Here is a 25,138-nt window from a genome sequence, read left to right as displayed (position 1 = left end):
CGGAGTATCGGATTTTCCGATGGATATGATCTTTATCGTAACGGAATAGGCGTGGAAAATGCCGTCATTCCGAAGCAAACCGACCGCAGGTGGGTCATGACGCAAGCCAAGAAAACCCTCAAAGAACGATTCCTCCATGCCTTCCTGTTCGAAATCATCGCCATCGGCCTGTGTGCCCCCGTGGCGGCCTGGGCCATGGGCAAATCCCTGTTTGAAATGGGCGTGCTGACCGCGGTGATCGCCTGGATCGCGCTGGTGTGGAACATGATCTACAACGCGGGCTTTGACCGCATCGAAAACCGGTTTGGCTGGACGCGCACTTTTCGGGTGCGCGTGGTGCATGCATTCGGCTTTGAGTTCGGCCTGATCCTCATCGTGATCCCGCTGGCCGCTTGGTGGCTCCGCATCAGCTTGTGGGAAGCCTTCGTGCTGGATATCGCGCTGGTGCTGTTCTATCTGCCCTATGCCTTCTTCTACAACCTGGCCTACGACCTCGCGCGTCCCCGGGTGATCGCCTGGCTGTCGCGCCGCGGCGCTGCCGCCGCCGGGGCATAAAGGCTTAACCCTTCTTGCGCTGGTAGGCCTGGCGGGCGTCCTGCATGAAGGTCTTGACGGCGGTTTCGTACTGCGTGCCGCTGCGGAAGGCGCCCGAATGCGAGGCGCCTTCAATCTTGACCAGCCGCTTCAAGTCCGGCGCCACGTTGCGGGCGGCCGCAAAGAGCTCGTCGCTCATGGTGTGCGGCACCACGCGGTCCGCGGTGCCGTGCATGAACAGCATCGGCGTGTGCAGTTGGGCCAGCTTGTCCACCGAGGCAAACGGCTGCGTGACCAGCAGGCTGGCGCCGGGCACGTTGCCCCAGCGCAGGGTGGCCAGCATCGCGCCGATGCTGGTGAAGCTGGATTCCACGATTAGGCCAGCAAAGTCCGGCTGCTCGGGACGCGAGGCCAGGTCGATGGCGATTGCGCCGCCCAGGCTGTGCCCGTAGACGAAGCGGCGCGCCGGATCGGGCTGCAGCCGCGCCAGTTCCTTCAGGCCCGCCATGGCGTCCTGCAGCGCGCTTTCCTCGGACGGCAGACGCGGCGTGGACGCGCCAAAGCCGCGATAGTCGATCGCCAGCATGGAATATCCCATGCGGCTCCAGCCGTCGATGCGGAATGCGCTGCCGTTCAGGTTCCAGCGCGCGCCATGCAGATACAGGACGGTGGGGGCGCCCGGCTTGGGGCTTGCCAGATACCAGGCACGCACCTTGTCGCCGTTTTCCAGCGTCAGGTCGTACACCTGCGTCCCGGCGGCAGGGTCCCGCCACCACGATTGCGGCTCGGATTGCGGCGAAAAAATGGTCTGGCGTTGCCAGGAATCCAGTTGCGTGCAACCGACCACGCCGGCGGCGGTGACTACGGCGGCGGCAAACAGTCGGCGGGCAGAGAAGCGGGGCAAGGCGGGCATGAAGGGTCTGACCCGGCAAGTCGGGTTGGGTTCCGGCATCAGCATACTCCGGCGTGGCCGGCTCGGCGCCGTCACGGGGTGCCGGGATGCACCTCGCGCGTCAACGCCAGCCATGCCTGCGCGGCGTAGGACAGATAGCCGCCGCGGCGCCACACCAGCACCATTTCCCAGTCCGTCCCCGTGTCGCGCAAGGGCGCGCGCGCCACGCCTGCGTGCAGCGCCACGTCTGCCGTGATGCGCGGCAGGAAGGCGACGCCCAGCCCCGCGGCCACCAGCGCCACGATGAAATCGATCTGGCCGCTGCGCGCGGCGATGGCCGGCACGAAGCCCGCCCGCTGACACGCGTCGTGGATGATGCGATTCAAGGCAAAGCCGCTCTCGAACAGGATGAAGGGCGAGTCGCGCAGGTCGTGCAGCCCCACGGAGGCCGCATGCGCCTGCGGATGGTCGGCGGGCATCAGGGCGACCAGCGGTTCGCGTGCCACCGGCTGCCATTCGAAATGGTCGGGCACAGGCTTGAGCGACCCGGCGAGCTCGATTTCGCCGGCCATCACCATCTCTTCGAGGCGGCGGCTGCCATGTTCCACCAGACTGATCTCGATGCGGGGATAGCGGCTGCGAAAGCGCGCGAACATTGGCGCGAACAAAGAACTGCTGCCCAGCGGCGGCAGGCCCAGGCGCAGCACGCCGCGCTTCAAGCCCTTCAGATCGTCCAGCTCGGCCCGCAGGTCGTCGCGTTCGGCCAACATGGCGATGGCGCGCCGGTACACGATCTCGCCGGCCGCCGTCAGCCTTAACGGCTGCGCCTGCCGGTCCAGAAGCGGCATGCCCAGTTCATCCTCAAGTTGACGCACGGCCTTGCTGACCGTGGGTTGGGTGGCATGGATGACCTTCGCCGCCTGGGAAAAGCCGCCTTGCCGGACGACTTCGACCAGGGCGCGCAACGTACGCAGTTCCATGGTTATGCCTGATTGGAATAGAAGAAATTCATCGAATTCATTTTATCTATGCCTGGCGCAGGCGTACAACGGAACCTTGCCGCTGGATTTCGTCTCATGACCCGCTTTCGCCATTCCATCCTTTTGCGCAGCGCCCTGCGCCGCAGCCGTTTGCTCCAGATCGCGTTGATCGTGCTTTTTTCCTTGGCGGGGCAGGCGGTGGCGCAGGCCTCGGGCCTGCCGGTGCCCGGCGGCGTCATCGGGATGGCGCTGGTGCTCCTGCTGCTGGCGACGCGCCGGTTGCGCGTGCGCAATGTGCAGCGCGGCGCAAGTTGGCTGCTGGGCGAAATGCTGCTCTTCTTCGTGCCGGCGGTCATGTCGCTGCTGGACCACCGTGAATTCCTGGGACTCCTGGGCGTCAAGCTGCTGGCGGTCATCCTGCTGGGCACGGCGCTCGTCATGGCAGGCACGGCGCTGACCATCGATCTCTGCTACCGCTGGATGAACCGCCATGCGGCCTGAATTCAACCTGCTTTTCTGGCCAGCCGCGACGGTCGCCGCCTACGTCTGCGCGCGTCTGTTTTACCGCCGCTATGCCTACTGGTGGACGTCCACGCTGGTCGTTGCGCCCGCGCTCCTGCTGACGCTGGCCATCCTGCTGCATACCGGCTATCGCGAATACATGTCCGGCTCGCACTGGCTGATGGCCATGCTGGGCCCGGTCATCGTGGCGTTCGCCTTGCCGCTGTATCAGCAGCGCGCGCTGATCCGGCGCTACTGGCCGGTGCTGGCCGCCGGGGTGGCGGTGGGCAGCGGCATCGCGGGCGCCAGCGCATGGCTGCTGGGCAGCCTGCTGGATTTGCCGCCGGACCTGCGGCTTAGCCTGCTGCCGCGTTCGGTCGCCACGCCGTTTGCCGTGGCGGTGTCGTCCCACGTGGGCGGCGTGCCCGACCTGACGGCCGTCTTCGTCATCGTGACGGGCGTGTTTGGCGCGGCCATCGGCCAGCTCATGTGCAGGTGGCTGCCGCTGCGCTCGGCATTGGCGCGCGGCGCGCTATTCGGCATGGGGGCGCACGGCGCGGGCACGGCCAAGGCCCGCGAGCTGGCCGCCGAAGAGGGCGCGGTCGCGGGCCTGGTGATGGTGATGGCGGGCCTGTTCAACGTGCTGGTCACGCCGGCCGTGGTGGTGGGGCTGCTGGCCTGAACGGCGGGTCAGTGGAGCAGTTCCAGGGCGACGGGATACAGCGAGGCAACCAGCAGCAGGGCCATGCCCACATTGAAGGCGCGGATGGCGGCAGGCCGGTGCAGCACGCGGCGCAGAGCCGTGCCGAAGGTCACCCAGATGCCGATGCTGGGCAGGTTGACGATGCCGCAGACCAGCGTCGCGATCACCAGGTTGGCGAAGAAGCCGTTCTGCGGCGTGTAGGTTGCCACCACGCCCACCGCCATCACCCAGGCCTTGGGATTGACCCACTGGAAGGCGGCGGCCTGCAGGAACGTGAACGGCTTGCCGCGCGCCTCGCCCTCGTCCAGCGGGCCGGAGTTGGCGATCTTCCACGCCAGATACAGCAGATAGGCCGCGCCGGCGTACTTCAGGACGGTATAGAGGGCAGGCGTCTGCTGAAAGACCGAACCCAGGCCGACGCCCACCAGAAAGATCATCAGCGTGAAGCCCAGGTTCACGCCCAGCAGATGCGGCACGCTGCGCCGGAACCCGAAGTTCAACCCCGACGAGGCCAGCATGACGTTATTGGGGCCGGGCGTGATCGAGCTGACCAGCGCAAACAACGCCAGCGGGCCCAGCAGGGAAAGCGAGGCCAGCGGGACGTCGGCCCAATTGGCAGGAAGCAGGTTCATTTCGGGGTCCTCACGATGGCGCGGCGTCCGCCGGCAATAACGGCGATCACGGCGGCGGCAAACACGAACGTCGTCGCCTCCACGGTTTCGCCAAACAGCAAAGCAGCGGCCACGACGGTAAGGAAGGGTTGCAGCAATTGCACTTGTCCGACCCGGGCAATTCCGCCGGCGGCCAGGCCGCGGTACCAGGCGAAAAATCCCAGGAACATCGAGCCGAAGGCCAGGTAGGCGCAGGCAGCGATGACGTCCGAGCTGGGCCAGTGGGGCTGCTGCGCCGCCATCCAGCCGACCGGCAGGGCCACCACGGGTGCGCTGATGGCAAGCGCCCAACATATTGTGCGCCAACCGCCCAGCGTGCGCGAGGCGCGCGCGCCCTCGGCGTAGCCCATGCCGCCCAGCACCACGGCCACCAGCAGCCACAGGTAGCCGGCGGTCAGCGTGCCTTCGCCCTGGCGCAGCGCATAAGCGGTAACCAGCGCGGCGCCCGCGACGGCCCAGCCCCAGAAGGCGGCGGAAGGCCTTTCACCGCTGCGCAGCGCGGCAAAGGCGGCGGTGGACAGCGGCAGCAGGCCGTTGAATACCGCGCCTTGCGACGAAGGCACCGTCTGCATCGCGATCGACGAGGCCAGCGGCCAGCCCACGACGATGCCCAGCGCCGCCAGGATCACGCCCGGCCATTCCGCGCGATTGGGCCGGCGGCTGCGGGTCAACCACAACAGGGCCACGGCGGGCAGCGCGGCGATCAGCGCGCGGCCCAATCCCACCAGCAGCGGCGCCAGTTCGGCCACCGCCACGCGGGTCATGGGCAGCGTTAGCGAAAACACCAGCACGCCCAGGAAACCGTAGCCGTATCCCTCCCACAGGGAAGACGAGGCGGCGGGAGCTGCCGAAGGCGAGGGGAAGAGCGCGGGACGGGTCATGACAGCACCGGAAAAATGTCTCAATGGCCGCGACTGCGGTTGCAGGCTTTCGGCATTGCTGTCACTCTACGCACAGCCATCAGTACAGTACCGGTACACAATGGCATGTCACTTTAATCACTGGCCTGGCCAAATCTCCATGACAGTTGCTCCGTCCTCTCCTTCCATGCCCTGGCAGCCCGTGCGCCAGGCCGATGCCACCCTGGTGGCGCAACTGGCCGATGGCCTGGCCCGCCGCATCGACGAGCAAGGCTTGCGGCCCGGCACGCGCCTGCCGTCCATCCGCAAGATGGCCGAACAGTCGGGCGTCAGCCGTTTCACCGTGGTCGAGGCCTACGACCGCCTCGTGGCCCGCGGGCTGGTGCAATCGCGCCGGGGCGCGGGGTTTTTCGTGAAGGCCCGCAGCGGCCCGCTGACGGCGGTGGCCGCCGCCGCGCCCAGCACGCTCGCGCCGCCCGCGCGGGTGGACATCGCCTGGCTGTTGCGCAGCATGTTCCGGGAATCCAACGCGCCGGGCATGCCGGGCGGGGCGGGCCTCCTGCCGGCCGATTGGCTGGATCCCGACATCGTGGCTGGCGCCGTGCGCGCGGTGGGCCGCTCGGTGCGCGCCAACCTCGTCAGCTACGGCAGCCCCCAGGGTTTTGCGCCCCTGCGCCAGCAGATCGCCGCGGTGCTGCAGAACGAGGGCGTTCCCGCCCATCCCGAGCTCAACCTGCTCACGACCAACGGCGTCACCCACGGGCTGGATCTCATCGCGCGCCATCTGGTCAAACCGGGCGATACCGTCCTGGTCGAGGACCCGGCCTGGTTCGTGATCTTCGGCCGCCTTGCCGCCTTTGGCGCCCGCCTGATCGGCGTGCCGCGCGGCCCCGACGGCCCGGACCTCGACCTGCTTGAGCAACTGGCCGCGCAGCACAAGCCCAAGCTGTTCATCATCAACGGATCGGTTCACAACCCCACCGGCCACACGCTGTCCGCCGGGGCCGCCTACGGCATCCTGCGCATCGCCGAACGCCACGATTTCATGGTCGTCGAAGACGACACCTACGGCGAGCTGCATCCGGGCGGCGCCATCAAGCTCGCGGCCCTGGACCGGCTGAACCGCGTCATCTTCGTGGGGGGATACTCCAAGATGCTGGCGGCCAGCCTGCGCGTGGGCTATGTGGCGGCCAATGCCGAACTGCTGCAGAAGCTGGCCGACCTGAAGATGCTGGCGGGTCTGACTTCACCCGAACTGGGCGAGCGCGTCGTGCACCGCGTCCTCATGGAAGGGCAGTACCGGCGCCATATCGAACGCGTGCGACAGCGGGTCGACGACGCGCGCCAGCGCTGCATGAAGGGCTTGCTGAAACTGGGCCTGACCATCCCGCACGAGGCGCACGCCGGCATGTTCGTCTGGGCCGATTGCGGCCGGGATTCCGAGGTGCTGGCGCGCGAGGCCGCGGACCGCGGCATGCTGCTCGCGCCGGGGACGCTGTTCTCGCCGACGCAGGCGCCGTCGACCATGCTGCGCTTTTCGGTATCGATTGCCGACCACCGGGGCATCTGGGCCGAACTGGAAAAACTTTTCGCGCAAAACGGGTCCTACAATCAATAATTCCGAGCCAGATCGCCCAGTCACCGAAGGAACCGTCATGTCCGCACCCATCAAGCCCCTTACCCAGAACTTTGCCGTCGCCCCGCAACTGGGCCCCGACGACATGGCCGACGTGGCCGCCGCCGGGTACAAGAGCGTCATCATCAACCGCCCCGATTTTGAAGGCGGTCCGGACCAGCCCACCGCCGCCGACGTGTCGCGCGCCGCGCAGGAAGCCGGCCTGCAGATCGAATATCAGCCCGTCGTGGGCAGCGCCATGACGGCCGCCGACGTCGCCCGCTTTGCGGAACTGCTGCGCACCCTGCCGGGCCCGGTCCTGGCATACTGCCGCACCGGCACCCGCTGCACCAACCTGTTCGCGGCTGCCCAGCAGTTGGGATAAACCCCGCCTTGACCCTCGTCAAGGCCGCCAGTTCGGCTGATGTCGGCCCGGCGGCTTTCCGGTAGCATAAAGATTCCTCCAACACAGGAGCAGGCAAGATGTTCAAGAAGATCCTGATTCCCACCGACGGTTCCCCGCTCTCGGCGCAAGCCGCCAACGCAGGTATCTGCTTCGCGCGCGAAGTCGGCGCCGAAGTCGTCGCCCTCTACGTGACGCAGCCCTTCGCGGCCACCATCGGTTTTGACGGCATGGCCGCGGCCTATGCCATCACCGACGAAGACTACGAAAAGGCCTCCGCCGAGCAAGCCGACAAGTACCTCAAGCAGATCAGCGACCGTGCCGATACCGCTGGCGTCAAGGTCGAAGCGCGCGCCGTGTCCAACTTCAACGTGGCTGACGGCATCGTTCAGGCCGCCACCGATGCGGGCTGCGATCTGATCTTCATCGGCAGCCACGGCCGCAGCGGCCTGTCGCGCCTGCTGCTGGGCAGCGTCACCGCCAAGGTGCTCTCGCTGGCCACCACTGCCGTGCTGGTCTATCGCGTCAAGGAAGACAAGAAGTAATTGCGCGCCACCGCATGCGCCAAAGCCCCTCTGCCAGAGGGGCTTTTTCATGCCCGGCGCATGCGCTTATACGTTGGTATGGCGGGGCCAAACTCATGGACCCGCCAAACTCGCGTCAGCGGGCCGATTCAGGCTTGTATCTTGCCGCATGGCGCGTAATATTTACGCATCTTCATCCAACCGTAGGAAGAGGCCATGACCCGCAAGACGCGCATCGAGCTTTATCGCAATATCGGCATCAGCGCCCATATTGACGCAGGCAAAACGACGACCACCGAGCGCATCCTCTTCTACACCGGCATCACCCACAAGATCGGCGAGGTCCATGACGGCGCGGCGGTGATGGACTGGATGGAGCAGGAGCAGGAACGCGGCATCACCATCACGTCGGCCGCCACCACCGCCTTCTGGAAGGGCATGGCGGGCAACTATCCCGAGCACCGCATCAACATCATCGACACGCCGGGCCACGTCGACTTCACCATCGAGGTCGAACGCTCCATGCGCGTGCTGGACGGCGCCGTCATGGTCTATGACGCCGTGGGCGGCGTGCAGCCGCAGTCCGAGACCGTCTGGCGCCAGGCCAACAAATACAAGGTGCCGCGGCTTGCCTTCGTCAACAAGATGGATCGCGTCGGCGCGGACTTCCTGCGCGTGCAGCGCCAGATCGCCGAGCGCCTGAAGGGCGACGCCGTGCCCATCCAGTTGCCGGTGGGCGCCGAAGACCACTTCGAGGGCGTGATCGATCTGGTCAAGATGAAGGCCATCATCTGGGACGACGCCAGCCAGGGCGTGAAGTTCCAGTACGTGGACATCCCCGCGGCGATGCAGGACCAGGCGCAGGAATGGCACGAGAAGATGGTGGAAAAGGCCGCCGAGGCCAACGAAACCCTGCTCGAAAAATACCTGTCCGGCGAGCCGCTTACCGAAGCGGAAATCAAGGAAGGGCTGCGCGCCCGCACGATCGCCAACGAGATCGTGCCGATGCTGTGCGGCAGCGCCTTCAAGAACAAGGGCGTGCAGGCGATGCTGGATGCGGTCATCGACTACATGCCCTCGCCGGTGGATGTGCCCGCCATCAAGGGCCATGACCAGCGCGACCACGAAATCGAGCGTCATCCGACCGACAACGAGCCGTTCTCCGCGCTTGCCTTCAAGATCATGACCGATCCCTTCGTCGGGCAGCTCGTGTTCTTCCGCGTGTATTCGGGCGTGGTGAAGTCGGGCGACTCTGTCTACAACCCCATCAAGGAAAAGAAAGAACGCCTGGGCCGCATTCTGCAGATGCACGCCAACGAACGGCGCGAGATCACCGAAGTGTATGCGGGCGATATCGCCGCGGCCGTCGGCATCAAGGACGTCACCACCGGCGACACGCTGACCGATCCCTCGCACATCATCATCCTCGAACGCATGGTGTTCCCCGAGCCCGTCATTTCGCAGGCCGTGGAACCCAAGACCAAGGCCGACCAGGAAAAAATGGGCATCGCGCTGGGCCGCCTGGCGCAGGAAGATCCGTCGTTCCGCGTGCGCACCGACGAAGAATCCGGGCAGACCATCATCTCCGGCATGGGCGAGCTGCACCTGGAAATCCTGGTCGATCGCATGAAGCGCGAATTCAACGTGGAAGCCACGGTGGGCAAGCCGCAGGTGGCGTACCGCGAGACCATCCGCAAGACCTGCAACGAGGTCGAAGGCAAGTTCGTCAAGCAGTCGGGGGGCCGCGGCCAGTACGGCCACGTGGTGCTCAAGCTCGAGCCGCAAGAGGCGGGCAAGGGCTACGAGTTCGTCGACGCGATCAAGGGCGGCGTGGTGCCGCGCGAATTCATCCCCGCTGTGGACAAGGGCATTCGCGAGGCCCTTAACGCCGGCGTGCTGGCCGGGTATCCGGTTGTGGACGTGAAGGTGACGCTGTTCTTCGGGTCGTACCACGACGTCGACTCGAACGAAAACGCGTTCAAGATGGCCGGCTCGATGGCGTTCAAGGAAGGCATGCGGCGCGCCGATCCCGTGCTGCTGGAACCCATGATGCAGGTCGAGGTCGAGACGCCCGAAGACTTCACCGGCAACGTCATGGGCGATCTGTCGTCGCGCCGCGGCATGGTGCAGGGCATGGAAGACATCGCGGGCGGCGGCGGCAAGGTCGTGCGCGCCGAGGTGCCCTTGGCCGAGATGTTTGGCTACTCCACGTCGCTGCGCTCGCTGACACAGGGCCGCGCCACCTACACGATGGAGTTCAAGCACTACGCCGAAGCGCCCCGCCAAGTGGCGCAGGAAGTCATGGCGGCGCAGGGCGCGGGCCGCTGACCGTCATGCAGTGACCTCAGGCGGCGGCTGCGGCCGCCGCCGGGCGCAGCCGCGACGAGGCCAGCTTCACGCCCAGCAGGATCATGGCAAAGCCGTAGGCATGAAAGAGCTGCGGCGCCTCGCCCAGCAGCGGCCAGGCCAGCAGCGCCGCGTAGATCGGCACCAGGAACATCGACAGGCCCGCGGTTGCGGGCCCGGCCACGCTGATAAGCCGGCCATAGACGTAATAGGCGCCCAGGCTCGGCACCACCGCCAGGAACAGCAGCACCGCCGCCAGGCGCGGGTCCGTCCACGCAGGCGCCATGCCGGCTGCCGCTTCAATGCCGGCAAAGGGCGCCAGCGCCACCGCGCCGCCCAGCATCATCGTCGCGAGCCGCGCGCTGTCGGGCACCGCGGGCAGGGTCAGGCGCTTTTGCAGCACCGTGTACAACGCCCAGCCGGTGGCGGCCAGCAGCACCCACAGATCTCCTTGTCCGAACGCCAGCCGCGCCAGCGCGTGGGCGTCGCCGCGCGTCAGCACCACCAGCACGCCGGTCAACGCCAGCGCCAGGCCGGCCGCGCGGGGCGCTGACAGCGGCTTGCGCCAGAACACCGCTTCCAGCAGCGTCACCAGCAGCGGGCTGCACGAAAAGATCAGCGCAATGTTGGTGGCGCTGGTGGTCTGCGCACCGATGTACTGCGGCGCCACCGCCACGCCCATGCCCAGCACGGCCAGCGGCAACAGCGCCGGCAGGCCGCGCCACAAGGCCCGGCGATGGGCGCGCAAGGCGGGGGCGGCAAAGGGCAACAGGATCAGCAGGGCAATCAGCCAGCGGCCGAAGGCGAGAAAGACGGGGGGAAGGTTGGCGTCGTGCGCCCAGCGGGCCGCAACCATGTTTGAGGCGAAGAGCGCGGGGGCGACGAAAAGCATGACGGCGCCGGATAGGCCGAGACCGGATTTCGCGGGTGCTGCTGCGTGAGGCATGATTTCCAGCCGCGCGGATCGGCGCGCGGGCTTGCTGCGTGAAAACTGCCGGCGCACCCGCCGGGTTGTGCCGCAGCGTGAGCGCCGAATCGGGACGCGCGGGATAGGTGCGCGCCTTGAGGAAAGTCTACGGCGTCATGCGCAAAATAGGTTTCTTGATTCACGCCGGTTTACGACGCTTTGAAGAATCTAATTTCTGTAAAATCCGTTGCCATAGGGATTCTTCCTTCAATAATCCGTCAACCATGCCCACATTGCCCAAACTCGATGACACCGACCGCAAGATCCTGCGCGCCCTGCGCGCGGATGGCCGGCTGACGAACCTGAAGCTGGCCGAAACGGTCGGCCTGTCGCCCACGCCCTGCTGGAACCGCGTCAAGGCGCTGGAAGAGGCGGGGGTAATCGAAGGTTATGCGGCCTTGCTGAACCAGAAGGCGCTGGGGCTGCCGGACACGGTAATGATCGAGGTCACGCTTGAGCACCACGACGACGACACGCTGGCGCGCTTTGGCGAGGAAATCAGCCGCCTGCCCGAAGTGGTCGAGGCGTTTCTGGTCACGGGCGAATACGACTACCTGATCAAGGTTGCCGTGGCGGGCACGGAAGGCTACGAAGAATTCCTGCGCAAGCGGCTGTACAAGTTGCGCGGCGTGCGGCACAGCCGTTCCACGTTTGTGCTGCGGCGCCTGAAGCACACGCCGTCGGTCGAGCCCTGACCGCGCGGATCAACCGCCGATAAATTCCTGGATGGCGTCATTGAAGGCGCGGGGGTTGCCCAGGTTCATGCCGTGCGAAGAGCCCACGATATCGATGCGGCGGGATTGCGGCAGCCATTGCGCCAGCGCATCGAGCACCGCGGGATAGGGCGCCGGGCTTAGCGCGCCGCCGATCAGCAGCACCGGCATCGTCACGCCGGCGATCTGCTCGGGCGTCAGGGTGTCCGGCCGTTCGTCCACCTGTCCGAAGAGCGTGCCCACGTTGTCGCGCACCATCTCCTTGAACCACGGGACCATGCGCTGCCAGGTGTTGGGGCCGGTCACCGTATCCACGAACAGCGCCAACCCTTCCTCGATGTCGCCTTGCCGGATCAGCGTCAGGGCGCGTTGGCGAAAGCCCCCGCGTTCATCGACGCAACCGGGCAACTGCAGGCCGGGATCCGCCAGCGTAAGACTGCGCAACGATTTCGGCTGACGCAGGGCGGCTTCCAGGGCGACACGCCCGCCGCGTGAGTGGCCCACCAGATGGGCCGGGCCGCCTGCCACCGTGTCGATGAATTCCAGCACATCGCTGGCGTGCTGCTCGACCGAAAAGCCGCCGCCTTCGCCGTCCCAGGTCTCGGGCCAATAGCGGCGCAGGCACACGGCCAGCACCCGGAACGAACGCCCCAGCGGCGCCATCTGCGACTTCCAGTAGCGGCTGTCGGACAGGGAGCCGTGCACCAGCACCAGCGGCGTGCCGCTGCCGTACTCGGTGTAGGACATGGCATAACCGCCGATGGGCGCGGTCTGCAAAGGCAAAACGGGTTCGGAACGCATGGGGATCGGGACGTGTAGCCAGGTCCGCATTCTAGCCCGGCATCGGCGCACGGCTGCCGGGCCGGACGCTGATACACTCGTCTGCGCCCCGCCGGCGCCGTCCGCGCGCGGGCCAGTTTTCTTGAACGGAGTTTTCAACGATGTCGCCAGAATCCATCGCCGCCTTGCCGGAATCCGCTCAGCGCGTTGCGCGTCTGCTCGTGGAATTGGGGCATGACAAACCCGTGGTGGTGCTGCCCCAGACGGGCAAGACCTCGGCCGAGGCGGCCGCGGGGCTGGGCTGCGAAGTCGCCCAGATCGCCAAGTCCATCATCTTCCGCCGCGCCACCGACAACGCGCCGGTGCTCGTCATCGCCAGTGGCGCCAACCGTGTGGATGAAGCCAAGGTCGCGGCGCAGGTGGGCGAACTGGCCAAGGCCGACGCGCGCTTCGTGCGCGACATGACCGGTTATGCCATCGGCGGCGTCTGCCCCATCGGCCACGCCGTCAAGCCGGTCATGCTGCTGGACGCGGACCTCTTCAATTACGAAAGCCTGTGGGCCGCCGCCGGTCATCCGCATACCGTGTTCAACCTGACGCCGGCCCAGCTGGCGGACATGACGGGCGCGCCCGTCGCGGACGTGGCGCAGCGCGCCTGAGCTTGCCCGTGCCGGGCTGCGCGGTTCAGCCCGGGTGCGCCTGCAACCCGTCGATCAGCACCTGCCGCCGGCCTTTCGAGCACGCCTCCACGCGCGCCTGCACGCCATAGACGGCAGCCAGCGCGTCGGGCGTGATGACGTCGGCCGGGCTTCCGGCGGCGTGCAGCCGCCCTTCATGGATCATCACGGCCTGGTCCGCATGCTGAAGCGCCACGTTCAGGTCGTGCAGCACGATGAGGCTGATCAGGCCATGCTCGCGCGTTTCGTGCTGCAGCAGGCGCATGACGTGGAATTGGTAGTTCAGGTCCAGGGCCGATAGCGGCTCGTCCAGCAGCAGCACGCGCGGGTGGCGGATCAGCGCCTGCGCCAGCCCCACCAATTGTTTTTGCCCGCCAGACAGCGCGTCCAGATAGTGAAGGGCCAGATGCGCGATGCCCAGCCGCGCCAGCAGCTGGTCGATGGCTTGAAGGTCCACGGGGCGCGCCGCCGCGCCGCTGGCGCGGGCCGCGACCAGCACGGACTCGAATACGCGCAGGTGCACGGCCGCGGGCAGGCTTTGAGGCAGGTACACGACGTGGCGGGCACGCTCGGCGTGGTCAAGGCGCGTGAGGTCCAGCCCGTCCAGCGCCGCGCCGCCCGCGCGGGGCCGCACCAGGCCGGCCAGCGCCTTGAGCAACGTGGACTTGCCGCTGCCGTTCGGACCCAGCAGCGCCGTCACTTTGCCCGCGGCAAGCGCGGGGATCGTCAGGTCGTGCAGCACGTCTTCGCGCCCGTAACCGGCCGAAAGCGCCTGGACCGCCAGGCCGGCGGGGTGTGGAGCGGGAGCGGGCCTTGTCATGGCAATTGCCTGCGCAGCACGACGGAAACGAAGAAGGGAATGCCCACCAGCGCGGTCACGATGCCCACGGGCACCACCACGCCCGGTAGGAGATTCTTGGATGCGATCGACGCCAGCGACAGGATCACCGCGCCCACCAGGGCGCTGCCCGGCAGATAGAAGCGGTGGTCTTCGCCGAAGAGCCGGCGCGCGATGTGCGGCGCCACCAGTCCGACGAAGCCGATCGTCCCGACAAAGGCGACCGCCAGCGCGGACAGCAGGCTCACGCGCGCCAACGCCGCAACGCGCACGCGGCGCACATCCACGCCAAAGCTGGCGGCGCGGTCCTCGCCCAGCCGCAGCGCGGTCAGCTTCCAGGATTGCCGCATGGCCAGCGGCAAGGCCACCGCGAACGCCAGCGCCAGCACGCCCACGGTCGTCCAGCTGGAACGCGCCAGGCTGCCCATCGTCCAGAACACCAGGTTCTGCAACGCTTCGGCGCTGGCGGTGAATTGCACCAGCGACACCAGCGCATTGAAGGTGAACACCATCGCGATGCCGAACAGCACGACGCCCGATGTGTTCATGCCGCCCCAGCGGGCCACGGCATCCAGCAGCAGCGCCGCCAGCAGGGCGAACAGAAAGGCGTTGGCGGCAATCAGCCAGCCGGCGGGCACGCCCGGCAGACCGAACTGGAGCACGATCGCCAGCGAGGCGCCAAAGGCCGCTGCCGACGACACGCCCAGGGTGAACGGGCTGGCAAAGGGATTGTTCAGGATGGTCTGCATCTCGGCGCCCGCCAGGCCGAGCGCCATGCCTACCAGCGCCGCCATCAGGGCTGACGGCAGGCGGATGTCCCAGACAATCACGCGATAGGTGGGATCAGCATCGACGGGCGCGGCAAGCGTCTGCCAGAGCGCGCGCCAGGGCAGGCCGGACGGGCCCACGGTGAAGTCGATCAGCAGCGCAAATAGAATCGCCGCCAGCAGCAGGGCAATCAGCCCCGCCCGGCGGCGAAGAATCTGGCGGTAAGCGCCTGCCGCGCTGGCGGCGTGCGGCATTACTGCAGCAGTTGCAGCCGGCTCTTGGCCGTGGTGGCGGCCGGCGTGGTGGGGTAGTCGCGCACGATGCGTTGCAAGGTGGCCTTGGCGCCGGCGCGGTTGTTCAGTTCGATCTGGCTGCCCGCGATGATCAGCAGGGCATCCGGCGCGCGGGCGTTGTCCGGCGACTTCTGCACCATGGCGTTCAGCTGCTCGATGGTGCCCTTGAAGTCCTTGAGCGCATAGCGGCTGCTGCCCTGGTAGAACTGGGCGCTGGGCGCGAGCTGGCTGTTGGGGTAGAGCGCGGTGAAGGCGGCCAGCGATTCGGCGGCTTCCTTGTATTGGCCCTTGCGGAACAGGTCCATCGCGCCGTCATAGGCGGTCTGTTCCTGGGGATCGCCGGCAGAGGCGCCCGGGGGATTTGCGCTACCCGGCGCGGCGCCGCCCGGCTTGGCGCTCGGTTGCTGGCGCGATACCAGTTCGAGCTGGTCGCGCAGCTGGGCAATTTCCTGCTGCAGGGATTGAATCTGGTCGGCCAATTGCAGCTTGGCGCGCTGGCTTTGCTCGTTCTGCTGCTGCACCTGCTGGCGCAAATCCAGGATGGCCTTGCGGGCTTCATCGTCGGAAAAAGCGTGAGCGGGGGCCGTGAGGGCGGCTAGCGCCAGGCCAGTGGCCACAATCAGGGGACGCAGGGACAGAACTTGATCGCGCATGAATATTCCCGGGGATAAAAACAAACGTCGGGACGGCCGGCTGGCCGTCCCGACGCGAGGTAGGGCTCCAGACTAAGCGAAAAGCTTAACGCAGATAATTGATATCGGCGCGGCGGTTTTCGGCAAAGTCGGCTTCAGTCGTACCCGTCGAGCGCGGCTTTTCCTTGCCGAAGCTGATGGTTTCGATCTGGTTGTCGCTGACGCCCAGCAGGGTCATCATGCGACGCACGGCGTCGGCACGACGCTGGCCGAGGGCCAGGTTGTACTCAGCACCGCCGCGTTCGTCGGTGTTGCCTTCGATCTTGACCTTTTGCTGTTGGTGCGAGGCCAGGTACTTGGCATGGGTTTCGACCAGGCCACGGTATTGGTCCGACACGGTGTAGCTGTCGAAATCAAAGTACACCGAGCGCTGTTGCGCCAGGATGCTTTGGGGGTTGAAAGGATCAAGGATTTGGCCAGAGGCCGAAGATCCTTGGCCAGCGCCTCCACCCTGACCCGCTTTATCGTCGAGAGGGACGGAGCTGCAAGCTGCCAGGGCGGCAGCCAGAGCGGCGATGGTTAGGCTTTTGGCAATGCGCGACTTCATGATAGTTCCTTTGCAAAGAGAGTCACACGTGTTATCGGGTAAATGGGCCCCAAGTCGGTTCACGTATTTCCCCGTTCAGTACCGAAAGCGTCTGTCGTACGCGTCCATCGCTCGAGACACCTGCAAGCACGCTACGGCCATTCTGGATGGCTGCGTAGAGCACTTGCATGCCGTTTGGCGCAAAGCTGGGCGACTGATCGTCACGACCATCAGTCAGCAAGGCTTCGGCGCCAGTGGACAGGTTCAAGGATGCGATTCGAAACGCGCCGTCTCGTCTTGCAACGTACAGCAGCGTCGATCCGTCGGGGGAAATTCGGGGTGATATGTTGTAACCACCATTAAACGTGAGACGGCGGGCTTCGCCGCCTGTCGAGCCGGTCTGATAGATTTGCGGCCCGCCGCTGCGGTCACTCGTAAAGATAATGGAAGCACCGTCAGGCGTAAAGCTCGGCTCGGTGTCAATCCCGGGAGAACGCGTAACTCGGGTCGGATTCGAGCCATCGGCCGCATTAACGACGTAAATTTGCGACAAACCGTCACGCGTCAGGGCGACCGCGAGCTTGCTGCCGTCAGGCGACCATCCCGGGGCGCTGTTGTTGCCCTTGAAGTTGGCGACCGGTGCACGCGCGCTGGTGGCCAGGGTGTGCACATAGACGACGGGCTTGCCGGACTCGAAGCTCACGTAAGCAAGCTTGCTGCCATCGGGCGACCAGGACGGCGAAATGATCGGCTCGCGCGAGCGCAGGGCAACCTGGGGGTTTTGGCCGTCGGCGTCAGCCACCTGCAGTTCGTAGGTGGAACCCTTCTTCAGCACGTACGCGATACGCGTCGAGAACACGCCGCGAACGCCGGTGATCTTTTCGTAGATGCGGTCGGCAATCTGGTGGGCCACGCGGCGCAGTTCCTGCTCGGTGCCCGAGAAGGCCACGCCGTCCAGTTGCGACTTCTTGACCGTGTCGGCCAGGCGGTAGCGCACGTCGTAGCGGCCATCGGCGCCCCGCGTGATGCTGCCGTAGGCGATGAAGTCCGCACCCTTGCCGCGCCAGTCGTCGTGGGCGATCGGGGAATCCACGTTCAGGCCGGAGCCCGCTGCGTTGATCAGGCGGAACTGGCCGGTGCGGGTCAGGTCGGCGCGAATGACTTCGGCCAGAGCGCGGCCGTGGGTGTCATCGACCGCGAAGTCGGCGATGGCCACGGGGTATTGCGTGGCGCCGGTGCCGGAGATGTCGACACGCAGCTGCGCGTGGGCGGGCTTCATGGCCATCAGGCAGGCAAGCGCCACCATCAGCAATCCGATTCCATACGCTCTCCAGAGCGCGAGAGTGGATACTCGTCGACTATAAGCGGGAGTCATGTTCGTCAATCTCCTGTCAGTCATACATTCTGTAGACAACGTCAATAATGGGTTCGTAGCGGCCCGTCGAGGGCTTCGGGAACGGGTTGCAACGGCGGATGCCGGTTTCGACCGCGCGGTCAAAGCCCGGGTTGCCAGAAGAACTGGTCAACGTGACGCCATTCACCTTCCCGTCAGAACCTAACTGTACCCGGTATTGCGCGGTCGGATTTCCCGAGCCGCTGCGGGGCGGAGGCGGATACGCCACCCCGGGCTGCACGCAGGCCCGGACCTTGGCGCCGTAGCCGCTGTCGCGTCCGCCGCCCGCCTGGTTGCGGTCGGCGGTGCCGCCCGGAATGCCGGCGGCGCCCAGGGCGTCGTTGCGGAACGCGTCCTTCAATGCCTTGTCGGCGGCGGCCTTCTTGGCAGCGGCGGCCTTCTCGGCGGCAGCCTTTTCGGCGGCCGCCTTCTCGGCGGCCGCCTTCTCGGCCGCAGCCTTCTCGGCAGCGGCTTTCTCGGCGGCAGCCTTTTCAGCTGCTGCCTTCTTGGCGGCTTCTTCCTTGGCCTTCTTCTCGGCGGCGGCCTTTTCGGCGGCAGCTTTCTCGGCGGCCTTTTCAGCAGCCGCCTTTTCGGCGGCAGCCTTCTCCGCCGCGGCCTTCTGGGCGGCAGCCTTCTCGGCAGCGGCCTTTTCAGCAGCGGCCTTCTCGGCGGCCTGGCGTTCCTGCTCCAGGCGCTTCTTTTCCTTCAGCTCGGCCTGCTTGCGCTCCTCTTCCAGGCGCGCCTTTTCCTTGGCGGCCTCGGCGGCTTCGCGGGCCTTCTCTTCCTGCTCGCGCTTTTTCTTCGCCTCCTGGATGGCGATCTCGGGATCGACTTCCTCGGTCTTGGCCTGGACCTGCGGTTGGGGCTCAGGCGGCGGCGGAGGAGGCGGGGGCGGAGGCGGCGGCTCCGGCGTCTTTTCAGGCTCCGGCTCGGGCTGCGGCTTGGGTTGGGGTTTGGGCGGTTCGGGCTGCGGCGTGGGCGGCGGCGAGACGGGCGAATTGCCGTCTGCCCAGAGTTCCACCTGGACGGGGCCAGGGTTCTCGGTATGCCAGTTCACGCCAAAGATTAGGGCAACCAGCAGCAGCAGGTGCACCGCCACAGCCAGAATCAGCGAATTCCGGTTGTCGTTGTTGGGCGGGGTGGCCGGCGGGCCGCTGCGGTGTCGAATTATGGGTGGCGTCATGTGCGGTGCATGCCGGCCGGGCCGGCGGATGGCGGCGCGTTAGCGTTTCTTGGCGGGTGCGGGCTGTTGGGCGCCTGCGGCGGACTGGTCCACCAGCAGACCCAGGCGGGTGATGCCGTTGGTGCGCAGCTCGTCCATGACCTTCACAACCGTCTCGTAGGGCACCTTGCCGTCGGCGGCGATGACCACCGGCGTTTCCGCGGTAATGCGCGAACGCACTTGCGCCACCAGTTCGGTGCGCGCGATGTCCTGCATGGTGGCGCCGGCTTCGCGCATGCGCAGCGCGATCTTGCCGTCTTCCGAAATCTGGACTTCCAGCGGCTTGACGGGCACGTCGGAGGCGGCGCCCACCGACGGCAGTTGGATCAGCCCGGGCGTGATGAGGGGCGCGGTCACCATGAAGATGACCAGCAGCACCAGCATCACGTCGATGTACGGCACCACGTTGATGTCGGCCTTCATGCGGCGGCCGGACCTGCCGCGCGAGCTTACCGAGGGCATTAGCGCACCTGCCGTTGCAGAATGTTCAGGAATTCATCGACGAAGCTGTCAAAGCGGATCGAGATGCGGTCGATGTCATTCGTGAAACGGTTGTAGGCAACCACGGCAGGAATGGCGGCGAACAGGCCGATGGCGGTGGCGATCAGCGCCTCGGCAATGCCGGGAGCCACCGAGGCCAGCGTGGCCTGCTGCATGTTCGACAGGCCGATGAAGGCGTGCATGATGCCCCAGACCGTGCCCAGGAGACCGATGTACGGGGACACCGAACCGGCGGAGGCCAGGAAGTTCAGGTGCGATTCCAGCGCGTCCATTTCGCGCTGGTAGGCGGCGCGCATGGCGCGGCGCGGGCCGTCCAGCACTGCCGTGGCGTCGCCGCTGGCATTGCCGCGGCGGGCCTTCAGGAATTCGGTCATGCCGGCATCGAAGATGCGGGCGAGGGCGCCTTGCTCGTCGCGGCGCGAGGCCACGGCCTGCTGCAGCATCGACAGGTCGCCGCCCGACCAGAAGTCGTCTTCGAAGCGGCGCGTCTGGTCATGGGCCCGCTTGATGGCCATGCGCTTGGCGAAGATGTAGGTCCAGGACATGATCGAGATGCCCAACAGCATCAGCATGATCAGCTGGACCGGCACGCTGGCGTGCGAAATCAGCGAAAGCAACGACATGTCGTTGGTGACTTGCATGGTTATTCCTGAATGAATTCCAGTTTTGCGCGAATGTCGGCCGGCAATTCTGCCGGCCGCATGTGAACGGCATCGACGCAACAGACTTGGATGTTGCCTTCGGCAAGCAGTTCCCCGTTGCGCTCCGCGCGCTGCGCGAAGTGTATCGAAGCGCGGCCCAGTTTGGTGACTCGGCTGCGTATGGTAAGCAAATCGTCCAGTCTGGCCGGTTTGCGGTAGGACATGTCCAGGGCGCGGACAACGAACAGCCGTTGCTCGCTGGCGGCCAACCCGGATTGGTTGACGCCCAGATCGCGCAGCCATTCGGTGCGTGCCCGCTCCAGGAATTTCAAGTAGTTAGCGTAGAAGACCACCCCGCCGGCATCCGTGTCTTCGTAGTAGACGCGGACTTGCAGGGTGGATTCGGCGGACTTCTGATCGGTCACGATACTCAGGAAATGATGGTGCGGGTCGGGACGCGGCAAGTCCGTAGCAGCTACAGGGTTAAAGCGTGTCGAGCTTCGTCAGCACCGCTTCCAGCGCGGACTCTACCGGAATCTTGGCCGCTTCGGTTTCCCGACGGGCCTGCAATTCCACCACACCGTCATTCAGACCGCGTTCTCCAACTGTTACACGCAGTGGCGCACCGATCAGTTCCCACTCGGCAAACATGACGCCGGGGCGCGCATCGCGGTCGTCCAGCATGACGTCCACGCCGCGCGCGAGCAAGGATTCATAGAGCTTTTGCGCGGTGTCACGCACCGTTTCACTTTTGCCCCAGCCCACGGGGCAGATGACCACTTCGAAGGGGGCGAGCGCGCGGGGCCAGATGATGCCGCGGGCGTCGTGGTTCTGCTCGATGGCGGCGCCCACGATGCGGGTCACGCCGATGCCGTAGCAGCCCATTTCCAGGACGGCCGGCTTGCCGGTTTCGTCCAGGAAGGTGGCCTTCAGGGCTTCGGAGTACTTCTTGCCCAGATAGAAGACGTGGCCCACTTCGATGCCGCGCTGGATCGACAGCGTGCCCTTGCCATCCGGCGAGGGGTCGCCCGCCACGACATTGCGCAGGTCGGCCACCAGTTCAGGCTCGGGCAGGTCGCGGCCCCAGTTCACGCCCTGGATGTGGAAGTCTTCGCGGTTGGCGCCGCAGACGAAATCGGCCATGTTGGCGACGGTGCGGTCGGCAATCACGTGGACCGGCTTGGCCGTCTTGACCGGGCCCAGGTAGCCGGGCTTGCAGCCGAAGTACTCGACGATCTCGGCTTCGGTGGCGAACCGGAAGCCCGCCAGGCCCGGCAGCTTGCCCGCCTTGATCTCGTTCAGTTCGTGGTCGCCGCGCAGGAGCAGCAGCCAGACGTCGACCTTGCCCTTTTCGCCGTCGGTGGCCAGGACGATCGACTTGATCGTGCGCTCCAGGGGAATGCCCAGCAGCTTGGCCACGTCCTCGCACTTGGCGGCGCCGGGCGTTGCGACGTCCGCCATCGCCTGGGCGGCGGCGGCACGGGTGGCATACAGGCTGGGCGCTTCCGCCAGTTCGATGTTGGCCGCGTAGTCCGATTCCGCGTTGTAGACCAGCAGGTCTTCGCCCGTGTCGGCGATCACCTGGAATTCATGGCTGCGCGTGCCGCCGATGGAGCCCGTGTCGGCCGCCACCGCGCGGAATTCCAGGCCCAGGCGGCCAAAGATGCGCATGTAGGCAGCAAACATGGTGTCGTAGCTGCGCTGGGCGCCGGCTTCGTCGCGGTCGAAGGAGTAGGCGTCCTTCATCGTGAATTCGCGGCCGCGCATCAGGCCGAAGCGGGGACGGCGCTCGTCCCGGAACTTGGTCTGAATGTGATAGAAGTTCAGCGGCAGCTGGCGGTAGCTGTGGATTTCATTGCGGGCAATGTCCGTGATGACTTCCTCGGACGTCGGCTGCAGCACGAAATCGCGCTGGTGCCGGTCCTTGATGCGCAGCAGTTCCGCGCCGTACTGCTCCCAGCGGCCGGATTCCTGCCAGAGCTCGGCCGGCTGCACCACGGGCATCAGCAACTCGATGGCGCCCGCCGCGTTCATTTCTTCGCGGATGATCGCCTCGACCTTGCGGATGACCTTCAGGCCCAGCGGCATGTAGGTGTAGATGCCGCCCGCGAGCTTGCGGATCATCCCGGCGCGGGTCATCAGCTGGTGGCTGGCGACTTCCGCTTCGGAAGGGGCTTCTTTGAGGGTGTTGAGATGGTAGTTGGATGCGCGCATGTTTAAAGGTGGCAGCAGATACGTATAATCGACCGTAATTGTATTGAATTCGGTGGGGGTGGCCCATGCTTGACCGCGAAGGCTACCGCCCCAATGTCGGCATCATTCTCGTCAACACTAGAAACGAGGTCTTTTGGGGCAAGCGTATCAGGGAACATGCATGGCAGTTCCCTCAGGGCGGCATCAAGTATGGCGAAAGCCCGGTGCAGGCCATGTATCGCGAACTCCATGAAGAGGTGGGCCTGAAGCCCGAGCATGTCCGTATTTTGGGGCGTACACGCGATTGGTTACGTTATAACGTGCCCGATCACTTTGTCCGGCGTGAGTGGCGCGGCCACTATAAAGGACAAAAACAGATTTGGTTCTTGTTGCGCCTGGTGGGACGTGACAGTGATGTGTGCTTGCGCGCGACGCAGCATCCGGAATTCGACGCCTGGCGCTGGAGCCAGTACTGGGTTCCGCTGGATGCCGTCATCGAGTTCAAGCGAGACGTCTATACCCAGGCGTTGAACGAGTTGTCGGCTATCCTCTTTCGGCGCCATCACGAAACCCGCTACCTGCGCCAGCGTGTGCATGGTCAGCGGGCAGCAGAGAATTTGCCCGAAGGAACGGACGGTCATGCGCATATTGTTGGTTGAAGACGAACGGGACATGGCGTCCTGGCTGATGCGCGCGCTCGCCCAAAGCGGGTTCGTACCCGATCACGCGGCGGATGCGCGCACGGCGGAAGCCTTCATGGCAGGCACGGAATACGATGCCATCGTCATGGACTTGCGCCTGCCCGACAAGCATGGGCTCGTCGTCCTGCGCGAAATGCGCAACCGCGACGACCGCACCCCCGTCCTCCTGCTGACCGCGCAAGGCGCGCTGCAGGATCGCGTCCGCGGCCTGAACCTGGGCGCGGACGACTTCCTGACCAAGCCCTTCGCACTGGAAGAACTGGAAGCCCGCCTGACGGCGCTCGTGCGCCGCAGCCGTGGCCGCCAGCACCCGCGCCTGCAGTGCGGTTCGCTGTCCTACGACAGCGAAAGCCGTGCCTTCACGCTGGACGGATCGCTGCTGTTCCTGACCCCGCGTGAACACGCCGCCCTGGCGGCGCTCCTGACGCGCAGCGGCTACCCGGTGGACAAGTCGCAATTGTTCGGCAAGGTCTTCACCCACGACAGCGAAGCCAATCCGGACGCCATCGAAGTCGTGCTGCACCGCCTGCGCAAGAAGCTGGCCGGCAGCGACGTGCGCATCGTGACCGTGCGCGGGCTGGGCTACATGCTCGAAAGCGTGGCCAGCGAGTCCGCGGAACCCTAAGTGAGCCTGCGGATTCCCGGTTTGCCGCGCGTCGGCATCCGCGCGCTTCTCATCATCCTGCTCTTGCCCGGCGTGGTGGTGCTGCTGGTCATCGACAGCCTGAACGACTACCGCACCCTCTCCGAAATCACCAACGAGGCCTACGACAGCGCCTTGGTGGAACCGGCGCGGGTGCTTGAAAGCAGCCTGGAATTCACGCCCGACGGCAACCTGCAGGTGGCTACGCCGCTGTATGCGCAGGTCATGCTCGAATCCCGGGCGGGCCTGCGCAAGTATTTCCGCATCGAGGAAATCGATCCTCCATTGCCCGACGGGTCGCCCGTGCCCCAGACGCAGGGCAAGACGCTGCTCGGCATGCCGGAAATGCCGCGTCCGCCGTCCTGGCCTCGCTCGAACGGCCAACCCATCTTCTACGACGGCGTGTATCGCAACGACCCCGTGCGGGTCGTGTCCGTCGTGCGCGATCTCTATTACCAGGGCCAGCACCGCCAGGTGTTGGTGGTCGTGGCCGAAAGCACTGGCAAGCGCATCGAGGCCGAGAACAGCGCGCGGCGCCAGGAGATCCTGCGCGATTCGCGGATGCTGGCGCTGGTCGTGCTGCTGGTGTGGTGGGGCGTGTCCTGGGCGCTGAAGCCGCTGCGGCGGCTGCAGTCCGACATCCGCAGCCGCCGCCCCGACGACCTGACGCCGCTGGACGCCTCGCGCGTGCCCAGTGAAGTCGCTCCACTGGTGGAGGCCGTCAATCACCATATCGCCCGTTACCGGCGGGTGCTGGACGAGCAATCCAGCTTCCTTGCCGACGCCTCGCACCAGTTGCGCACGCCGCTTGCCATCATGCTGACGCAGGCCCAATACACGCTGCGCGAACGCGACCCGGCACGCGTGCGCGAAGGGCTGCGCGCCATCGTCGACCAGTTGGGCCGCACGCGCCGGCTGACCGAGCAGTTGCTGTCGCTGGCGCACGCCAACCAGGCCGGCCAGACCCCGCGCCAGTTGCTCGACATGAACGCCGTGTCGCGCGAAGTCGTGTTGCAGTACCTGCCGCTCGCGCACGAAAAACAGCAGGACCTGGGTTGGGTGCAGGCCGATGCCGAAGACGGCCAGGACACGCCGGTGCCGGTGTCGGGCAACGAAGCCGAGCTGCACGAAGCGCTGTCCAACCTTGTGCACAACGCCATCCATTACGCCCCGGCGGGCGCGCGCATCACGGTGTCCGTGTGCCGCGCCGACAACCGCGTCGAGGTTGCCGTGTCCGACAACGGCCCCGGCCTGGATCCGGTCATGCGCACGCGCGCCTTCACGCGATTCGAGCGCGTGGGCACCGACAAGCCCATGACTTCCTCCGGTTCCGGCTTGGGATTGGGCATTGCGCGCGCCTATGCGCGCCGCAACGAGGGCGATATCGAACTGCGCGACGGCGAGCCCAACGACCAGGGCGGCGTTGGCCTTGCGTCGGTGCTGTGGCTGCCGCTGGCGCCCACCGTATCGCAGTATCCGAGGCCCGCAGAGGTCCAGCTCAAGGGCGATCAATAGCGCCCGTTTCTTCACTGTCCGCTACTTTCTTGCGCCTGGCGCGCCT

Annotated in this window: 28 protein-coding genes; 12 read left to right on the top strand and 16 right to left on the bottom strand. The window is 66.1% G+C overall.

Annotated elements, in window-relative coordinates:
- Window positions 1–96: 96 nt before the first annotated feature.
- Window positions 97–555: a multidrug/biocide efflux PACE transporter gene (locus tag KVT32_RS23540; RefSeq protein WP_217618911.1), complete on the top strand. Its 459-nt coding sequence runs from the start codon at window positions 97–99 to the stop codon at window positions 553–555.
- A 4-nt stretch (window positions 556–559) separates the two neighbouring features.
- On the opposite strand, the gene KVT32_RS23535 is transcribed toward KVT32_RS23540, so the two are convergent.
- Both KVT32_RS23535 and KVT32_RS23530 read right to left on the bottom strand, forming a co-directional pair.
- Complete coding sequence (locus tag KVT32_RS23535) at window positions 560–1,447, bottom strand: alpha/beta hydrolase (protein WP_217618912.1); 888 nt, start codon at window positions 1,445–1,447, stop codon at window positions 560–562.
- A 71-nt stretch (window positions 1,448–1,518) separates the two neighbouring features.
- The gene (locus tag KVT32_RS23530; protein ID WP_056327887.1) at window positions 1,519–2,406 is read right to left on the bottom strand and encodes a LysR family transcriptional regulator; all 888 of its coding nucleotides are present in this window, start codon (window positions 2,404–2,406) and stop codon (window positions 1,519–1,521) included.
- A 96-nt stretch (window positions 2,407–2,502) separates the two neighbouring features.
- Here KVT32_RS23530 and KVT32_RS23525 point away from each other — a divergent pair, with 96 nt between their 5' ends.
- Window positions 2,503–2,907, top strand: coding sequence for a CidA/LrgA family protein (locus KVT32_RS23525; RefSeq protein ID WP_056327888.1), 405 nt, complete (start codon window positions 2,503–2,505; stop codon window positions 2,905–2,907).
- Window positions 2,897–3,589, top strand: a complete 693-nt coding sequence (locus KVT32_RS23520) for an LrgB family protein (RefSeq protein ID WP_056327889.1) — start codon at window positions 2,897–2,899, stop codon at window positions 3,587–3,589. The genes KVT32_RS23525 and KVT32_RS23520 overlap by 11 nt, the downstream gene beginning before the upstream one ends.
- Window positions 3,590–3,597: 8 nt before the next feature.
- Here the strand turns inward: KVT32_RS23520 and KVT32_RS23515 are convergent, their stop codons facing one another.
- Together KVT32_RS23515 and KVT32_RS23510 are read right to left on the bottom strand one after the other, a co-directional pair.
- Window positions 3,598–4,242: a LysE family translocator gene (locus KVT32_RS23515; protein ID WP_062838525.1), complete on the bottom strand. Its 645-nt coding sequence runs from the start codon at window positions 4,240–4,242 to the stop codon at window positions 3,598–3,600.
- The gene (locus tag KVT32_RS23510) at window positions 4,239–5,162 is read right to left on the bottom strand and encodes a DMT family transporter (protein ID WP_217618900.1); all 924 of its coding nucleotides are present in this window, start codon (window positions 5,160–5,162) and stop codon (window positions 4,239–4,241) included. The genes KVT32_RS23515 and KVT32_RS23510 overlap by 4 nt, the downstream gene beginning before the upstream one ends.
- 181 nt (window positions 5,163–5,343) lie before the next feature.
- Here KVT32_RS23510 and KVT32_RS23505 point away from each other — a divergent pair, with 181 nt between their 5' ends.
- From KVT32_RS23505 to fusA, 4 genes are all read left to right on the top strand, one after another.
- The gene (locus tag KVT32_RS23505; RefSeq protein WP_217618910.1) at window positions 5,344–6,759 is read left to right on the top strand and encodes a PLP-dependent aminotransferase family protein; all 1,416 of its coding nucleotides are present in this window, start codon (window positions 5,344–5,346) and stop codon (window positions 6,757–6,759) included.
- Window positions 6,760–6,796: 37 nt separating this feature from the next.
- Window positions 6,797–7,141, top strand: coding sequence for a TIGR01244 family sulfur transferase (locus tag KVT32_RS23500; RefSeq protein WP_062838528.1), 345 nt, complete (start codon window positions 6,797–6,799; stop codon window positions 7,139–7,141).
- Window positions 7,142–7,239: 98 nt separating this feature from the next.
- Complete coding sequence (locus KVT32_RS23495; protein WP_056327894.1) at window positions 7,240–7,704, top strand: universal stress protein; 465 nt, start codon at window positions 7,240–7,242, stop codon at window positions 7,702–7,704.
- A gap of 195 nt (window positions 7,705–7,899) precedes the next feature.
- Window positions 7,900–10,011, top strand: a complete 2,112-nt coding sequence (gene fusA / locus KVT32_RS23490) for an elongation factor G (RefSeq protein ID WP_056327895.1) — start codon at window positions 7,900–7,902, stop codon at window positions 10,009–10,011.
- Between the two features lie 16 nt (window positions 10,012–10,027).
- On the opposite strand, the gene KVT32_RS23485 is transcribed toward fusA, so the two are convergent.
- Complete coding sequence (locus KVT32_RS23485; protein WP_217618899.1) at window positions 10,028–10,921, bottom strand: DMT family transporter; 894 nt, start codon at window positions 10,919–10,921, stop codon at window positions 10,028–10,030.
- A gap of 299 nt (window positions 10,922–11,220) precedes the next feature.
- Between KVT32_RS23485 and KVT32_RS23480 the strand changes: the two genes are divergently transcribed.
- Window positions 11,221–11,691: an Lrp/AsnC family transcriptional regulator gene (locus tag KVT32_RS23480; RefSeq protein WP_056327897.1), complete on the top strand. Its 471-nt coding sequence runs from the start codon at window positions 11,221–11,223 to the stop codon at window positions 11,689–11,691.
- A gap of 9 nt (window positions 11,692–11,700) precedes the next feature.
- Here KVT32_RS23480 and KVT32_RS23475 read toward each other — a convergent pair whose 3' ends face one another.
- Window positions 11,701–12,510, bottom strand: coding sequence for an alpha/beta fold hydrolase (locus KVT32_RS23475; RefSeq protein WP_217618898.1), 810 nt, complete (start codon window positions 12,508–12,510; stop codon window positions 11,701–11,703).
- Between the two features lie 140 nt (window positions 12,511–12,650).
- Between KVT32_RS23475 and KVT32_RS23470 the strand changes: the two genes are divergently transcribed.
- Window positions 12,651–13,148 (top strand): YbaK/EbsC family protein, encoded by a 498-nt coding sequence (locus KVT32_RS23470; RefSeq protein WP_056327899.1) that lies wholly within the window; start codon window positions 12,651–12,653, stop codon window positions 13,146–13,148.
- 25 nt (window positions 13,149–13,173) lie between these two features.
- Here the strand turns inward: KVT32_RS23470 and KVT32_RS23465 are convergent, their stop codons facing one another.
- The 10 genes from KVT32_RS23465 to KVT32_RS23420 form a co-directional block, all read right to left on the bottom strand.
- Complete coding sequence (locus KVT32_RS23465; protein WP_152383376.1) at window positions 13,174–13,986, bottom strand: ABC transporter ATP-binding protein; 813 nt, start codon at window positions 13,984–13,986, stop codon at window positions 13,174–13,176.
- The gene (locus tag KVT32_RS23460) at window positions 13,983–15,026 is read right to left on the bottom strand and encodes an iron ABC transporter permease (RefSeq protein WP_217618897.1); all 1,044 of its coding nucleotides are present in this window, start codon (window positions 15,024–15,026) and stop codon (window positions 13,983–13,985) included. Before KVT32_RS23460 ends, KVT32_RS23465 begins: the two co-directional genes overlap by 4 nt.
- Window positions 15,026–15,718, bottom strand: coding sequence for a tol-pal system protein YbgF (ybgF, locus tag KVT32_RS23455; protein ID WP_056327902.1), 693 nt, complete (start codon window positions 15,716–15,718; stop codon window positions 15,026–15,028). The genes KVT32_RS23460 and ybgF overlap by 1 nt, the downstream gene beginning before the upstream one ends.
- A gap of 85 nt (window positions 15,719–15,803) precedes the next feature.
- Window positions 15,804–16,304, bottom strand: a complete 501-nt coding sequence (pal, locus tag KVT32_RS23450; protein WP_056327903.1) for a peptidoglycan-associated lipoprotein Pal — start codon at window positions 16,302–16,304, stop codon at window positions 15,804–15,806.
- 31 nt (window positions 16,305–16,335) lie between these two features.
- A complete protein-coding gene (gene tolB, locus KVT32_RS23445; RefSeq protein ID WP_152383378.1) occupies window positions 16,336–17,658 on the bottom strand; it encodes a Tol-Pal system beta propeller repeat protein TolB in 1,323 nt (440 codons plus the stop codon).
- A 16-nt stretch (window positions 17,659–17,674) separates the two neighbouring features.
- Window positions 17,675–18,859, bottom strand: a complete 1,185-nt coding sequence (gene tolA / locus KVT32_RS23440; RefSeq protein WP_217618896.1) for a cell envelope integrity protein TolA — start codon at window positions 18,857–18,859, stop codon at window positions 17,675–17,677.
- A gap of 39 nt (window positions 18,860–18,898) precedes the next feature.
- A complete protein-coding gene (tolR, locus tag KVT32_RS23435) occupies window positions 18,899–19,360 on the bottom strand; it encodes a protein TolR (RefSeq protein ID WP_056327906.1) in 462 nt (153 codons plus the stop codon).
- Complete coding sequence (gene tolQ, locus KVT32_RS23430; protein WP_056327907.1) at window positions 19,360–20,040, bottom strand: protein TolQ; 681 nt, start codon at window positions 20,038–20,040, stop codon at window positions 19,360–19,362. Before tolQ ends, tolR begins: the two co-directional genes overlap by 1 nt.
- Window positions 20,041–20,042: 2 nt before the next feature.
- Entirely contained in the window at window positions 20,043–20,465 is a 423-nt protein-coding gene (gene ybgC / locus KVT32_RS23425) for a tol-pal system-associated acyl-CoA thioesterase (protein WP_056327936.1), read from the bottom strand.
- 58 nt (window positions 20,466–20,523) lie between these two features.
- Window positions 20,524–22,254, bottom strand: coding sequence for a proline--tRNA ligase (locus KVT32_RS23420; RefSeq protein WP_152383380.1), 1,731 nt, complete (start codon window positions 22,252–22,254; stop codon window positions 20,524–20,526).
- Between the two features lie 65 nt (window positions 22,255–22,319).
- On the opposite strand from KVT32_RS23420, the gene KVT32_RS23415 reads away from it, so the two are divergent.
- The 3 genes from KVT32_RS23415 to KVT32_RS23405 are packed head-to-tail and all read left to right on the top strand — an operon-like array spanning window position 22,320 to window position 25,092.
- The gene (locus KVT32_RS23415) at window positions 22,320–22,892 is read left to right on the top strand and encodes an RNA pyrophosphohydrolase (protein ID WP_056327909.1); all 573 of its coding nucleotides are present in this window, start codon (window positions 22,320–22,322) and stop codon (window positions 22,890–22,892) included.
- Entirely contained in the window at window positions 22,873–23,559 is a 687-nt protein-coding gene (locus tag KVT32_RS23410; protein WP_056327910.1) for a response regulator, read from the top strand. The genes KVT32_RS23415 and KVT32_RS23410 overlap by 20 nt, the downstream gene beginning before the upstream one ends.
- Complete coding sequence (locus KVT32_RS23405; RefSeq protein ID WP_226848077.1) at window positions 23,560–25,092, top strand: sensor histidine kinase; 1,533 nt, start codon at window positions 23,560–23,562, stop codon at window positions 25,090–25,092.
- Window positions 25,093–25,138: the final 46 nt, after the last annotated feature.

The sequence above is a fragment of the Achromobacter sp. GbtcB20 genome (assembly GCF_019091095.1).
Lineage (GTDB): Bacteria > Pseudomonadota > Gammaproteobacteria > Burkholderiales > Burkholderiaceae_B > Achromobacter > Achromobacter mucicolens.
The sequence above is the reverse complement of the archived record's forward strand: the minus strand, read 5'-3'. Positions and strand labels throughout refer to the sequence as shown.